Raw genomic sequence first — 14,474 nt, forward strand, 5'->3', positions numbered from 1 at the left:
GACCGGACCAGGTGGGTACCTAGTGCTTGAAGCCAGGAAGCTTCACGCTGAGGCGCGGCGCAATCGAACCTGCGACGGCGGTAAACAACGACAGGAAGACCAGCATGGCAGCGGCGGGCCACCAGTGCCCGGCAGCCGAAGCGACGAAGCCCGTGGCGAGCAACGGAATGAAGCCCGACAGCATGCCCGCGACGTTCTGCGCCATGCCCACGCCGGTGTAGCGCGTCTTCGCAGGAAAGAGGCCGGTGAGCACGGTGCCCGAGGCTGCATAGGGTAGCGACAGGGCTGCCACTGCGAGCGTCATGGCGATCACCACGAGCACAGGGTTACCCGACGACAACAGCATAAATGCGGGCACCGCGACGATTGCCGAGACGATACCGCCCCACAGGATCACGCGGCTAGAACCGTACTTGGAGCCGAGACGCCCACCCCAGATCAGCACGGGGATCTCGACGGCCGCCGCGATCATGCTGCCCAGCAGCATCAGCGACGAGCTGTATCCCAGCTGGTTGACGCCGTACCAGACGCAGAACGCGGTGACGAGGTAGAAACCGCCTACGCCGAGCAGTGCGGCGGCCATGCCGATGATGATCTGTTTCCAGCTCTCACGGAACGTGGTGAGCACGGGGCTCTTGACGAGTTCGCCCGACTCTTCGAGTTGGCGGAACACGGGCGACTCTTCGAGCTTGCTTCGAATGTAGACGGCGACGAGCAGCAGCGGAAAAGCGAGCAGGAACGGGATACGCCAGCCCCACGCATCGAAGTTCTGCTGCGAGAACAGGAGCGTCATAACGAAGAAGCCGCCCGAGGAGAGGATCGTGCCGATGGGCGAGCCGATCTGCGGAATTGCCGCGTAGCGAGCGCGCAAATGCAGCGGGGCGTTCTCGACCACGATCGTCATGGCGCCCGACCACTCACCGCCGACGAAGAGTCCCTGCGCCACGCGCAGCAGCACCAGCAAGATAGGAGCTGCGATGCCGATCGCGGCAAACGTCGGCAGCAAGCCGATGAGGCCAGTGATGATGCCTATGCCGACGATCGTGATCATCAAGACTTTGCGGCGGCCGATCCGGTCCCCCATGCGCCCGAAGATAATGCCACCAATGGGGCGTGCGGCGAGGCCTACGCCGAACGTCGCGAAGGAGGCGAGCGCTGCAGCGTTGGCATCTTCGCTCGTGAAGTACTGCACGTTGAAGACGAGTGCCGCGGCAGCGCTAAACAGGAAGAAGTCATACCATTCGAGCGCGGTACCAATGAGCGCTCCGAGCGCTACTTTGTTTGCATCTTTAATGGTGAGCTCTTGCGTTGCGTCATATTCAATCGATGTGGTGTGTGTTATCTCACTCATAAACTCTCTCCGTTGAGGGATGGCCTAAGTTCCGCTGCGACCGCCTCGATCGATGATGAGCAACGGCACATGTATGAGCTTGCCAGGGAATGCGCCCGGTTTTATACAACAAAGCTCGCCAGTATCCCCACAAATACAGTGCACTTGCACATATGCTGATTGGATGCGCAACAACGAAGATGCAACTTTACGTGGCGTCCCCGAGACCGGTGACACTCCACGGTGGCATGAACTCTTAGACCAACTCGACGCCGAAACCCTTACCGAGACCTTTGTCTCGCGATTGAGCACGGTGCCCGATTATGCGCCACTCCCTGTTCCTGCTGCTGAGGTACGCCGTACAGGCCGGCTGTCATTCGAAGCCCTCATTCACGGTTTGAAAGACGGCGGGTTCACTGCTCCCGTAGCGGTGGCCAGTGATGTTGGCGTCTCTCGCGCCCGTGCTGGCATTCCACTCACATCCCTCATGACGGCAATCAGACTCGATTTCTCAGTACTCTGGGAGGGCTTAACGCAGATTGCACAGAAGGCCGACGCAGAGCTCGTGATTCGCCACACCGGCATTGTGCTCCAGACAGTAGATGATTACGCAGGCCAAACCCAACAAGCCTATGCCGCCGAACGGCAGCGCATGAATGACGAAGCTAGCTCAGTACGCCAAGGTCTCATCGCATCACTGTTTCAGGGCCCGCCACCCCCTACAGACCGATTAGCCTTCATAGCCAAAGAACTTGGATTTGTCGCCAACGAGCCACTCATCGTGATAGCGGCCACTGAGGACGACGTGCCTGCGCTCAGAGTGTTCGTCGCGGAATGCACCAGAGCAGGAGCCGTGGTGCACACACACCATCTCGGGGATGCATTGGTCGCCTTCACTCGAAGCAGACGCTTGCCAGGCTCCCGACTCGATGACCTGCGATCCCGCCTGTATGACATGCGCGTCGGCATCGCGGTAGCAGAAGAGGGCTTCAATGAGCTTCGACAGGTGGGCACCGATGCCCGCGACCTCGCGTACCTTCTTTCTCCTCACGAGCACGGCGCCATGACCTGGGAACGTGGCTGGGCTCGGCTCGCTGCACAGCAGCTCGCGGCCTCTGGTCACGGCATTCTCACCGATGTGAACCGAGCACTCGAAAGCACCGGATCAGCCGAACGAAGCCGACTAGAAGAGTCCGTACGCAGCTACCTAGCGACGGGCAGTGTCGGAGACTCAGCCGCCGAACTCTACTGCCATAGAAACACGCTCACAAACCGGCTCCGTCGCTTTGCCGAACTCACTGGCGTTGATCCGACCGTTCCCGAGCAGGCTGCGCGCCTCGTCGTAGGGTGGGCTTAGTAGTGAATGCTCGCCAATCCAATAATGTTGCAAATGCCCTCTTGGATGACTGAAAGCCACGCCAATCGCGTCTACTCTCGGTGCTTCACCCCTGCAACACTGGTACTCGGCTCACCGTAACCGGTGCGGTCTTGACCTCAGCGCATGTGAAATGGAGTCTTGGATGCACGACACAGAGGCTTTCAATTTATTCGAGGCAAGCATCGACGGCCTGCTCTCGGCATACGCTGCAGGCACAGTCACGTGCTCGGAAATTCTAGACCAGTACTTTGCCCGTATCAGCGAGCACGACCGGGGCCCTGGCGGCCTCAACTCAATCGTCGTACTGAACCCAAATGCGCACACCGAAGCTGCCGAATCAGACTGCAGGTGGCGCGATGGAACTGCCCGTGAACTCGAGGGTGTCCCGTTCACGGTCAAGGACTCCTACATGGCAAAGGGCCTGACTGTCGCTGCGGGCTCGCCAGCGTTCAAAGACCTCATCGCGCAGTGGGACGCCTTCTCGATCGAGCAGTTGCGCCTCGCAGGCGCAGTACTGATCGGCAAGACAAATATGCCGCCGATGGCCGACGGCGGCATGCAGAGGGGTCTCTATGGGCGAGCTGAAAGCCCTTACAATCGCGATTACTTGGCTGCCGCATACGCTTCCGGTTCTTCCAACGGTTCAGGGGTTTCGACTGCCGCAAACTTTGCCATGTTTGGAATGGGAGAGGAGACCGTCTCATCGGGCCGTAGCCCTGCTTCCAACAACGCCCTCTGCGCCTACACACCCTCGTGGGGCATACTCTCGATTCGCGGCAACTGGCCGTTGTTCCCTGCGCGCGACGTTGTCGTGCCGCACACGCGATCTATGCCCGATATGTTGCGGCTACTCGATGTACTTGTAAAAGACGACTCCCTCACTCGAGGCGATTTCTGGCGTAGCCAAAGCGTTGTCGAGCTACCTCTGCCCAGCCACCATCGACCAGCGTCATATACCCATTTGCGCGAACTCACATCGCTCAGAGGCGCAAAGCTCGCGGTGCCTTCGATGTACCTGGGGTTGGACCCCAAGTATCCGATTGCCGTTCGGGGCTCCGTTCTCTCGCTTTGGCAACATGCCCGAGAACGACTCGAACAGCTGGGGGCCGAAGTGATCGTCACCGATTTCCCTTTGATTACTGCATATGAAGGCAGCTCTCCCGGCAAGAAGTTCTTGGGCGCTTTAGGCAACCTCCCAAAAGACTGGTCAGATATTGAGTTCAACCAATTTCTCGCGTTTGGCTGGGATGATTTTCTACGCGCCAACGGCGACCCAGCGCATGGGCTACTCGGTGAAGTCAACTCGGCGATGATCTACCCGACCCCGGCCGGAGCATTGCCTGACCGCTATGAGCGTGTCGGAGATCACGCGGATCGTTTCAAGGGGATCGTCGACCAGGCCCGCACCGGCATCGCCGATCCTCGCTCACACCCCAGATTTGCACAAGGCTTACGCGCGATCATTGAGCTTCGCGAGTCACTCGTGGATTCTTGGCTAGCCACCCATGGTTTTGACGCCATCGTGTTTCCCGCAAATGCCGACGTCGGCCCGTCAGACGCCGACGTATCCACCACTGCAGCCGATGCCGCTTGGACAAACGGCACGCTCTTCTCGCACGGTAACTATGCACTGCGTCACCTCGGACTGCCCACAGTGACAGTTGCCATGGGAATCATGGAAGACATCGGTATGCCAGTGGGGCTCACCTTCGCAGGGCCTGCATATTCTGACGTCGCACTTCTCGGTTACGCCACAGAGTTTGAATCGGGCGGTAGCGGCAGTCTGCGTAGACCGCCAGCTCTCGACGCCCATTAGACATCGCTGAAGATTATGCCAGAGCTTCGCAAGCTAGGTCTCGCGCGAGGCCTACAGCTTCGAGTTTGCCGCGAACCCCTGCTCTTTCAGGGGCCGCACAACCGACCCACCTCTACAGTGAAACCATGAATTGTCCCAGTGACGGAACGACCCTGCTCATGAGCGAACGACAGGGCATTGAGATCGACTATTGCCCGCAGTGTCGCGGTGTTTGGCTTGACCGAGGGGAACTCGACAAGATCCTGGAGCGTGCACAGCTCGAGGCTGAGGCGCTGGCCAGCCCGGCGCCACCCCAAGCGTTTCCTGCGGCAACGCCAGCGGCCCCCGCCGCCCCGCCCGCGCCCACAGCGCCCAGTTCGCAGCACCAGGGTTGGCGCGACGACCGGTACGATGACCGACGAAACGATCGGGGTGGCGACCGATATGATCCCCGGTACTCCGACCGCCGCGACAGCTACGACCCGCGTTACGGTGCACGCAAGAAGAAGAAGCCGTTCGATTTTCTCGGCGAACTCTTCGACTGATTCGGCAGCGCTTCTCGAACGTTCGACGGCTACAGCACGCGGGCGGCCACGATGCGGCGCAGCGTTCAATTACCTGATATTGATCTTGCAGAACTTAGCAGCGGCAACCAATGATTTATCGGTGACCGGTATCTCGTTAGACGCAACAACCTTGACATCGCTTGACTTCGCACCCGGTTGTTTACGGGCCCAGTAAGCCCAGCAATGGCCGCTTTGCCCCGAGGGACTACCGTGTTTCGAGATAAACCTGATTCCGAGGGGCAGTGTTCCATCATCGAGTTCGACACGGTCGCGGAGCATGCTCGCCAGTGTCGTGGTAAGCAAGCGATCGTCGCCTGTCACATCTGACATCGTCAGCCGACTAGCGATTTCTTGTTGCATGTCAGGAAATCCCTCCGCGAATTCATCACGGATGGCAACCAGGGTCTCAGTCGCAGTTACGTCAATCCACCAACCTTCGGGAAATGAAATGGTGTGCAAGATTCGCTCTTCTCGCCACCCTTGTGGAAGCCACAGTGCATTCATGTTCCCCGCCAGATGCCACTCGTCCCTGACGTCATTCCACAGCAATTCAAGCGATATGCCTACATCATCGGCGGTCTTTTGAAGCGCCCGAATATTGCTGTTCAACCGGGTCCTGTACGGAGACAATATCTCCATGTGTGCAGTTACAGCGCTGTCTGCAGCATAGATAGTGCGCCCCACCGTGTCATACCGACCCCAATGGTCCCGGTCCTCGGAAGCGGTTCGCGCTTTTGGCGTTAGGGGATCATATGCGCGCTTAGAAATTCGATACGCCACGGCGGGGCTTGCCACCAGGCCAAGCCCCGTTGCTGCGCAGATCTTTACTGGTGGGGCTTGCATCAGCCACTGTAGCTGTCGTCAAGAAGCGCTTGCACTGCGGCCCCAACTTGCCTGTATTGTCCTTCTCGAATCGCCTGAATAGGAGTGTCGTACTCGAGCCACGGGTTCGCGCCAATAAACCAAACCCTGGCTACGTGTTCACCCTCGGCCTCGCTGAGACGGTTCCACTGATCGTACGCAAATCGCAATCGCTTTGCGGCTTCATCACGCGGCTTCGCACCGTCTTCCCGTGCCCACTTGTGCGCTGCCTTCGTGTCTTTGGCTCCGGCCAGCACCGACACCAAGGTGCCGCCGAGCGCATCAATCAAACGTCGTGTTACCTCCTGGTCGCTGAGGGCCAGAGCCTGCTTATAGGCGGCCGAGGCAGCGGTGGTTGATCGTTTCATAATGCTAGACATGTGCGTGTCGATCCTCCCTGTGCTACAAAAAACTCTACACGAACAACACGCAAAAGACACCACTTCGCCACGATATTCGAGGGGTGCGCAGCTTCGCAGCGCGCCTGACTACAGCACGCGGGCGGCCACGATGCGGCGCAGCGCGGCGAGGGTGAGGTCGATCGAGCCGAGATCGATGCGCTCGTTGTTGCCATGCATGCCCTCGCGGTACTTCTCGTAGCTCCACTCGGGGCCGAGTAACCCAAACCCATATGCGGGGATCCCGTGGTCGCGCAGCACGCGGTTGTCTGAACCGCCCGCCGCCATAATCGGCACGACGGGCTCACCGCTCACCTCGGTGATGGCCTGCTCAATCGCCTGAAACAGCCCCGTATTTGCGGGTGAGGCGGTGGCAGGCCAGCCCTTCAGGTGCTCGATCTCGACGACACTCGCAAGGTCACCGAGCATCGCCCGCAACAGGTCGTCGACCTCGTCGTCGGTGGTGCCCGGTAGCGTACGAATATCGAGGTCGAGTTCACCGCGCGACGGGATCACGTTGTGCACGTGACCAGAACGCAGAATCGTTGGTGAGATGGTGATGCGCGAAACGGCGTGAGCATACCCCGCAATACCTCCGAGCCGCGGCAGCACACCGTCGAGCCGCACCGGGTCGAGCATGCGTTCGGCCACCGCTGGGTCATCGATACGCGCTGCAACGAATGCCTCCCACAGCGGCCCGAGCTGCGCGATCGGCGTCACCGAGCCAAGACGCTGCAACACCTCGCCCATGCGTGTGGCGGCACCGGCCGCACCGTACGGAATCGACGCGTGCCCGGGTTTACCGTGCACCACAAGTTTGCGGCCCGCCGACCCTTTCTCTGCGACCTCGATGGCTACATGGCGCCCCATGCGCATGCCGCCCGACTCCGAGATGGCCTCGGTCACCCGCACCGCATCTGGGTGCTCGCGCATCAACCAGTGAATGCCGTGCTCGCTGCCCGCCTCTTCGTCGGCGACGGCCATGAGCACGAGATCGCCGCGCGGCGGTGTGCCGCTGAGGGCAACGTCGCGCACCACACACGCAAACGCGGCGGTGAGGTACAGCATGTCTACGGCGCCGCGGCCCCACACCTCGCCATCGACGAGTTCTCCACCAAACGGGTTGCGGCTCCACCCGTCGGGGTTCACCGGCACGACATCGATGTGTCCGAGGAGCCCAAGCGCGGGGGCTTCAGGGTCTGTGCCGCGCACGCGGGCGATCAGCGACGACCGCCCCGGCGCCGCTTCAAACACGTGCGCTTCAAGCCGCCCCGTGGCCACAGCATCTGCGAGAAACCGCTGCAGCACGTTCACGTTGCGTATTTCTTGCCCTGATTCGACGCTGCCGTCGTTGACACAGGCCTCACGAATCATGGCTTGCAACAGCGCCACCGTGTCGCCCAGCCCGGCGTCGCGCTGATCCGGCACTGTCACGCCGGTGTCGCCCGTCACGCCCGTCGCCCCTGTCACGCCCGTCACCCCCTGGGCGCGGGTTCAGCTGCGCGCTCGGTCGCGTCGAGAATCGCAGCGATTCCAGCGCGGTACACGTCCATGCCGCTGAGCGCGAGCAGTTCGTCGCGATGCGCGTGCACGTGGGGGTAGTCGGCGAGGTGGGCGGTGCCGTAGCTGCTGATCCATGGAATCGAGCCGTCGCGGGCCGCCGCGACGTTCGACATAGACTCTTGCGCGAGCGCGGCACCCTGCGAAAGCGAGAAGCCAGAAATGGCGGCGTAGGAGCGAATCAGCTGCTCGCCCGCGAGACCGCCTTCTGCGAGCAGTTCGAGGATCAGCTCGTCGGCCGCGATGTCACCCGGGCCGGCCGCGTCGATGACCGCGCCCTCGCTCGCGATCGACGGGTGCGCGAGGCTGAGCTCGGCGAGTTTTGAGAGGTACGCCTCGAGCCGCTCACGCCAGCTGCCCGAGGCCTCGCGCCCGGCCTCTGCCGCGGCGCCGATCAGCCGATCGAGGGCCGCTCTCGTGAGCTCGTCTTTGTTGCGAAAGTGCCGGTACATGGCGGTCGCGTCGACGCCGAGTGCCTCGCCCAGGCGTTTGAACGTGATGCGGCTCGTGGGGTCTGTGCGTGAGAGTTCGAGCACCCCGTCGACGATCAAACGTTGATCGAGCCGCACCCGCTTGCTGCCGTCTGCCATACCGCCTCCGCTTCGCCTGTTTCACCGGTTCTGAGAACCGTGCGCCACGAAACTGGTCGCGACGCTGCTTCACCCAGTGTATCCCCGTTGCGGCGTGCGTCATGCCCGCTGTCAGCGGTAGTGGCGCTACTCGCGTGGGCTGGGCTTGCGCAGCTCGGCCCCGATGAACCATGCCTGCTGTTCGAGCCTCATGATGTATTCATGCAGCAGGTCGGCCGACGCTGGGTCTGCAGCATCGACACCGTCGTGCACGTCACGCATCGTGCCCACGCAGCTTTCAATGTCGGCGACGATCTCTCGAATCGCGTCTTGTGTCATCACTTCACCGGCCGGAAACTCGCCCAGCGTGGTCTGCGCTGCTACGACGCTGAGCCTGCCATCTGGCGTCGCGTGCAGTGCGCGCATGCGCTCCGCGACCGCGTCTGCGCCATCGCGTGCGACCGCCACCATCTCGTCGAGGTTCAAGTGCAGGTCACGAAAGTTTGGGCCAACGATGTTCCAGTGGGCTTGTTTACCGATGTTGTGCAGGGCGATCATGTCAACGAGTACGCGCTGCAGCGACTCGTGCAGGGATTCGGGTGCGACGAACCCGCGCTCAGACTGCTGCAGCGATGTTCCCGAGTCTCCGCGCGGGTTCGGCGTGATGATGGTGTTAGGAATCTGTGTAGTCATTTCGGTCTCCCTTAAATGGCCTTTCGCGCACCACGATGCCACTCACACGCTGGGTTTCCAAGGCCTTTCGCGCCGAGTAATCAAGTGATATCAGCGGCCCAGGCCAGGCCCAGAGACAGCCCCCCATCCACCCCGCCCTACCGCAGCTCGGCAGGCACCCGTGCGAGCACCCGGTCGAGGGCGGCGACAAAGTCACTCGCCTCAGCCTTCGACAGCGTCATCGGCGGTTTCACCTTGAGCACGTTCTGGCGCTCGCTCGCGGGCTGCACAATAACGCCCTCGTGCAACATCTGTTCGCACACCCACGCGGTCGCGTTGCGCGCCGGTTCGAGTGTCAAGCGGTCGCGTACGAGCTCGATGCCCTGGTACAGGCCGGTGCCGTGCACCGCGCCAATGAGCTCGTGCCGCTCGGCAAGCTCACCGAGCTGCGCCTGCAGGTATTCGCCCACTTCGAGCGCGTTTTGCTGCAGCCCCTGCCGTTCGATCTCGTCGATCACGGCGGTCGCCGCGACGGCGCTCGCGGGGGCCCCACCTGCAGATGAGAAGAACATGCCCTCGCGGGCGAGCGCGTCGACGACGCGGCGGCTCGTGATCACGGCGCCCACGGGGTACGCGTTGCCCGCCGCCTTCGCGACGGCGATGATGTCGGGCCGGGCGCCCTGCATCTCGTGACCAAAGAACGCGTGCCCGAGCCTGCCGTAGCCCACCTGCACCTCGTCGGCGATCGCGAGGCCGCCGTGTGCGCGAATCGCCGCGTAGGCGCCCTCGAGGTACCCTGCAGGTGGAATCACGCCGCCCGCGTTGCCCAGCACCGGCTCACACACGAACCCTGCGGCGGGAGTACCGGCGGCCGCGAGCTGCGCCAGCTGCGCTTCGAGGTCTGCGACGTAGGCGGGCCCTGCGTCTGCGCCGCGATGCGGGCCGCGGTAGGCGTTGGGCGCTTCGCAAATGTGCACCCAATCGGGCCGCGACTCGGCGGCGTGCGGGTTGTCGAACGCCGACGTGCTCACCGCGTCTGACGCCATCGTCCACCCGTGATACCCCTCGCGAGCGGCGACGATCCCGTCGCGCCCCGTCGCGACTCGCGCCATCTTGATCGCCAGGTCGAGCGCTTCTGAACCGCTGTTCACCGGAATCACCACGTCAAGCGCCGGGTCGTGCACCTGCGCGAGCAGCCGCTCGGTGAAGTCGGCGTAGGCCCGGTACAAGAACCGCGAGTTCGTGTTCAACAGCAGCAGTTGCCGCGCGACCCGGTCGGCGAGCTGCGGGTTCGAGTGCCCGATCGCGGTCACGTTATTGACCATGTCGAGGTACGCGCGCCCCCGCGTCTCGACGAGCAGGCTGCGCCATCCGCGCTCGATACGCGGCGGGTCGGCATAGAATCGCTCGGCTGCCCCACCCATCGCGTCGTTGCGGCGCGCCTGCTCACGCTGTCGTTCCAGCTCTGCGTCAGCCGCTGCCCAGACGCCCAGCCCGATGAGCGGGCTGGGGTCGAGTGCGCCATCGGTCTCGTACTCACCATCAAACGGCGCGAACGCGCCCCCGGCTTCGTGCCCCGCGACTCGACGCGAGATCCGGATCGAGGCCTCGCCCGTCACGGCCAGCGCCGTGCCCTGCGTGACCGTTACTCCCCCCGCGGCGCCTTGCAGCAGCGTGAGCCCGGCGCCCATGACTCGCAGTACGACCCCCGCGTCTTCAAGCTCGAAACCCTGCTCGAGCTCGTGCTCGTGCGCGTGCGCGTGCGCGTGCGCGTGCGCGGCAGCTGCTCCCGCGCCAGCGTCGGGGCCGGTTCTCGTTTCTGTAGCGCGAGCGCTCATCACTGTGAGGGTGCCGCCAAAAGGCGCGTGCAGCTCGGTGCCGGGCTGCGTCCAGAGCTCCACGCAGCGCGCACGCGGCGCCCCGGTTTCGCTCACCCGCTCGGGCACACGGGCAAGCCTGGTCTCGCCAAACCGCGCCACGACTGCGACGGGGTTTGCCGAGCCCGCGTCCGCGAGCGGCTGCGCTGCGAGAACCCCCGCTGCGAGAACATCGGCGGCGAGGCGGTCTTCTACCCCCGGCTCGAGCCAGGCGCCGCGGTCGAACAGCTCACTCTCGATTCCCAGGTCGATCGTGTGGACCGTGCCCGCAACAAGCGGTTCGTAGCGTGCGCCGGGCCGGTGCGCAAAGCCCGCTGCGACCCGCAGCTGGGCCTCGGCCAGATCTGGCGTGACCTCGGTGGCGCGCGCAAACACGCGCCACTCGTGCTCCATCCGTTCGCGGGCGTAGTCGTTGCCGGGATCGATGTCGAGCTGACTCCAACCGCCCACTGCGAGGGTTGCGCCGCGCAGCGTGATGAGCGGCCAGATCGCCGCGCACTCTGTTTCGGTGAGCGGGGTGCCAGCGGCGCGCAGCACGCGCGCAAAGCCGCGCACCGTGCGAGCCGCGCGCGCGATGCTGCCGGTGCGGCCGAGCACGTCGGCGGCGGCGACAGCAAGCTCTGCGATGCGCCACGAAATGCCTGCGTCGCCCAGGTCGATGACCCACAGCTTTCCGTCGGCGTCAAGCATCACGTTGTCAGTGGTCAAGTCACCGTGAATCACCTGCGTGGGCAGCGCGTGCGCGAGCGTGCGCACCACCGCGTCAGCTGTGCGCGCCGCGTCGAGGCAGGCTTCGCGCTGCGCCAGCGGCAGGTAGTGCGCGAGCGCTTCGGTGACTGCGAGAGCGTTGCCGAGCTCCCACTGGCGCGGGCCTGGGACCTGCGCGAGCGCCTGCGCCGTCTCACTGAGGGTTTCTGCGGCGGGTGCGGTCGTTGATGGCGCGACGGCACTGCTCAGACCTGCTCGTGCCGCCCGTTCTGGAGTACCCGCGGCGGGCGCTGCGAGTGCGACGACGGTGCGGCCCGCGAGCTCGCCGAGTTGCTCGGCGCGGGCCCCCGAGGTGACGGGTTCGGCCTCGAGCGCAGTGCCGTCAACCCACGCGAAGCCGCGCACGGCGACCGTCTGCCCGTCGGCGGTCGTAGCGGTGAGGTCGGCTGCGTCGGTGTCGCTGCCGGTACCTGTGCCGGTTTCGCTCGCTTCGGCCGGATCGAGGAGTGCGGGGGTTGGCACGCCGGCACGGGTGAGCGCGTCGATGATGAGCCGCTGGAGCGTACGGCCTGCATACGGCGCATCGGGGTGGTCGAACTTGAGCAGCATGCTGCGCGCTGCCCCCGTCACCCGGTAGTTGCGGTCTTGCTGGCTGCCCAGCTCGACGGCGTCGCCTTCAAAGCCGAACTGCCCGGCCGCCACGCGTTCAGCGGTTGGGGCGTCAATCTGCGGTCGGGCCAGAAGCCACGGGTTACGGTGCTCGGTCATGCTTGCCTCCCAGTCAATTTCACTGGTAACGGTACATTACATTTCCCAGAAATGTAGTGACGTTTCGTTACTATATACGCATGCTTCAAGACGCCAACGACTCCCCTGCGGTCGACCTCGACGACGTCGACCGCGCCCTCATCAGCGCCCTACAAGAAGACGGCCGCTTAAGCTATGCCGAGCTTGCCGGGCTCGCTGGCCTCACTCCGGGCGGTGTGCGCAAGCGCGTGATGCGCCTCGAAGAACAGGGAGTGGTGCAGGTCGTGGGCGTCACTGACCCGCTACGCCTCGGATACCGCAGCATGGCCATGCTCGGCATCGTCGTACAGGGCGACGTCGAGCTCGTCGCAGACGCCGTGAGCGAGCTGCCCGGCGTCATCTACGTCGTCTTTACGGCCGGCCAGTTCGACCTGATGGTCGAGGTGATCGCTGAAGACCAAGACGCCCTGTTTCGAGTGATTAATCGTGACGTGCGCGCCATAGATGGCGTCGCACGCATCGAGTCGTTTCCGTACTTTTCTATTCGCACGCACCGCTTTGGCTGGGGCACGCGCTAGCTCGCACCCCCTTCCGTAGGCAGGTCACTGCCCGCATGCCCACTGCCATGTTCGGGCGCCGGATCAATGAGCTGCGGGCCGTCACCCCGCAACGGCCGCACCCGGTGGATGCGTAGCTGCTCTGATATCGGCGCTGCCTCACTGGCAACAGCGTCGAGAAGCGCCTGGTCACCGATCGTGCCCGGCGCAAGCCAATCTGGAGTGCGTGCCTCCGATAAAAACACCGGCATTCGGTCGTGCACCTCGCGCATGCGACCCGTCGCGGGCGCCGTCAAGATCGTGGCGGTGAGCCGCCACGGCTCCCCCTCCTCTGCCCCAGGGGCCCGCCACCAGCTATAGAGTCCAGCGAGCGCAAGCACTCCACTCGGCCCAAAGATCGCGTGCGGTACCCGGGCTTTCGCCGGGCCGCTCCATTCATAGAACCCGGTGACGGGGATCGCGCACCGAGCGTGCTGGACCGCTGCCCTGAAGGTAGGCTTTGAGGCGGCTGTCTCGGAGCGCGCGTTGAACGTGGGGTACTTCGAGCTGAGCTGCTTCGCCCACGGCGGCACGAGTGACCAGTAGGCCGTCTCGAAGTGGCGTTCGCCGGTGCGCGGGTCGATCGCAGCGACCGGCACCTGACCGGTGGGGGCGATGTTCCAGCTGGAGTGAGCGCCCGCGGGCGCTCCCGTCATCCACGCCGCGAGGGCAGTGTCTCCCGCAACGCTCATCATTTCGTCGTAGTCGACGATCACACGTCCACACATGCCGACAGCATACGCCCCGCCTCCGACATGCATCGGAGGCGGGGCGTTGACGGTCTTAGCGGCCGGGCAGCTGCGGTGGGCCGAGCTGCAGCAACACGAAGAAAACAATCGTAACCAGCGCGATGAGCAAGATAACCGAGAGCAGCCAGTGGCGCAGAATCCACGCCTGTACGTGCTCGACGAAGCCGCTAGGAGCGTCGCCGCCGGGGGCGAGGCGCCAGCCACCCTTGAGCAGTCCCTTGCGGTCGGTGTTGATCTCGAACGGGAGCGTCGCGAACGGCACGATCGCGAGGACGACACCGAGTGCACCGCGACCAAAGCTCCACTTCTGGTTAACCCAGACGAAGACCGTCGAGACCCCGTAGCAGAGGAACACGAAGCCGTGCAGACCGCCCGCATAGGGCATGAGAGCGTCTGTCACGCCCGCGCCGCGCAGAATGATGGCGGTGATGAGTCCGGCCCAGGTAAATACCTCTGCGATAGCGAATGTACGAAAAAGTTGGCGCGGTGTCATAAGCTCAACGCTACCCGGCCGGCCTGAGGCTTAGCCCGTTTGGGTGTCATCCTTTTGGCTGATTCTTGCCCCTGGTTTTGGGCATAAAAAAAGGGGGTTGGTTCACACAATTGTGAACCAACCCCCACTAAAAGATGTCCGGCGGTGACCTACTCTCCCACACCCTCCCGAGTGC

At 63.6% G+C, this 14,474-nt stretch carries 13 protein-coding genes; 4 read left to right on the top strand and 9 right to left on the bottom strand.

The window, feature by feature from the left end; translation table 11 throughout:
- Positions 1 to 19: 19 nt before the first annotated feature.
- Complete coding sequence (locus ACXR2W_RS13775) at positions 20 to 1,351, bottom strand: MFS transporter (protein WP_458817004.1); 1,332 nt, start codon at positions 1,349 to 1,351, stop codon at positions 20 to 22.
- Positions 1,352 to 1,514: 163 nt separating this feature from the next.
- On the opposite strand from ACXR2W_RS13775, the gene ACXR2W_RS13780 reads away from it, so the two are divergent.
- The 3 genes from ACXR2W_RS13780 to ACXR2W_RS13790 all read left to right on the top strand — a co-directional run bounded on the left by ACXR2W_RS13780 (position 1,515) and on the right by ACXR2W_RS13790 (position 5,048).
- Positions 1,515 to 2,687: an RsbRD N-terminal domain-containing protein gene (locus ACXR2W_RS13780; RefSeq protein ID WP_458817002.1), complete on the top strand. Its 1,173-nt coding sequence runs from the start codon at positions 1,515 to 1,517 to the stop codon at positions 2,685 to 2,687.
- Between the two features lie 163 nt (positions 2,688 to 2,850).
- The gene (locus ACXR2W_RS13785; RefSeq protein WP_458817000.1) at positions 2,851 to 4,524 is read left to right on the top strand and encodes an amidase; all 1,674 of its coding nucleotides are present in this window, start codon (positions 2,851 to 2,853) and stop codon (positions 4,522 to 4,524) included.
- A gap of 125 nt (positions 4,525 to 4,649) precedes the next feature.
- On the top strand, positions 4,650 to 5,048 hold the full coding sequence (locus ACXR2W_RS13790) for a TFIIB-type zinc ribbon-containing protein (RefSeq protein ID WP_458816998.1): 399 nt from the start codon (positions 4,650 to 4,652) through the stop codon (positions 5,046 to 5,048).
- A 69-nt stretch (positions 5,049 to 5,117) separates the two neighbouring features.
- On the opposite strand, the gene ACXR2W_RS13795 is transcribed toward ACXR2W_RS13790, so the two are convergent.
- The 6 genes from ACXR2W_RS13795 to ACXR2W_RS13820 all read right to left on the bottom strand — a co-directional run bounded on the left by ACXR2W_RS13795 (position 5,118) and on the right by ACXR2W_RS13820 (position 12,482).
- Positions 5,118 to 5,678 (bottom strand): hypothetical protein, encoded by a 561-nt coding sequence (locus ACXR2W_RS13795; RefSeq protein ID WP_458816996.1) that lies wholly within the window; start codon positions 5,676 to 5,678, stop codon positions 5,118 to 5,120.
- 233 nt (positions 5,679 to 5,911) lie between these two features.
- The gene (locus ACXR2W_RS13800; RefSeq protein ID WP_458816994.1) at positions 5,912 to 6,310 is read right to left on the bottom strand and encodes a hypothetical protein; all 399 of its coding nucleotides are present in this window, start codon (positions 6,308 to 6,310) and stop codon (positions 5,912 to 5,914) included.
- 108 nt (positions 6,311 to 6,418) lie between these two features.
- Entirely contained in the window at positions 6,419 to 7,798 is a 1,380-nt protein-coding gene (locus ACXR2W_RS13805; RefSeq protein ID WP_458816992.1) for a M20/M25/M40 family metallo-hydrolase, read from the bottom strand.
- A 5-nt stretch (positions 7,799 to 7,803) separates the two neighbouring features.
- The gene (locus ACXR2W_RS13810) at positions 7,804 to 8,478 is read right to left on the bottom strand and encodes a TetR/AcrR family transcriptional regulator (RefSeq protein ID WP_458816990.1); all 675 of its coding nucleotides are present in this window, start codon (positions 8,476 to 8,478) and stop codon (positions 7,804 to 7,806) included.
- Between the two features lie 126 nt (positions 8,479 to 8,604).
- A complete protein-coding gene (locus tag ACXR2W_RS13815; protein ID WP_458816988.1) occupies positions 8,605 to 9,150 on the bottom strand; it encodes a Dps family protein in 546 nt (181 codons plus the stop codon).
- Positions 9,151 to 9,287: 137 nt separating this feature from the next.
- Positions 9,288 to 12,482, bottom strand: a complete 3,195-nt coding sequence (locus ACXR2W_RS13820) for an aminotransferase class III-fold pyridoxal phosphate-dependent enzyme (RefSeq protein ID WP_458816986.1) — start codon at positions 12,480 to 12,482, stop codon at positions 9,288 to 9,290.
- An 80-nt stretch (positions 12,483 to 12,562) separates the two neighbouring features.
- Between ACXR2W_RS13820 and ACXR2W_RS13825 the strand changes: the two genes are divergently transcribed.
- A complete protein-coding gene (locus tag ACXR2W_RS13825; RefSeq protein ID WP_458816984.1) occupies positions 12,563 to 13,039 on the top strand; it encodes an Lrp/AsnC family transcriptional regulator in 477 nt (158 codons plus the stop codon).
- On the opposite strand, the gene ACXR2W_RS13830 is transcribed toward ACXR2W_RS13825, so the two are convergent.
- Positions 13,036 to 13,785 (bottom strand): SOS response-associated peptidase, encoded by a 750-nt coding sequence (locus tag ACXR2W_RS13830; RefSeq protein ID WP_458816982.1) that lies wholly within the window; start codon positions 13,783 to 13,785, stop codon positions 13,036 to 13,038. The genes ACXR2W_RS13825 and ACXR2W_RS13830 overlap by 4 nt on opposite strands.
- Before the next feature lie 55 nt (positions 13,786 to 13,840).
- On the bottom strand, positions 13,841 to 14,299 hold the full coding sequence (locus ACXR2W_RS13835; protein WP_458816980.1) for a DUF3817 domain-containing protein: 459 nt from the start codon (positions 14,297 to 14,299) through the stop codon (positions 13,841 to 13,843).
- Positions 14,300 to 14,474 lie beyond the last annotated feature (175 nt).

Source organism: Leucobacter faecis (assembly GCF_054456695.2).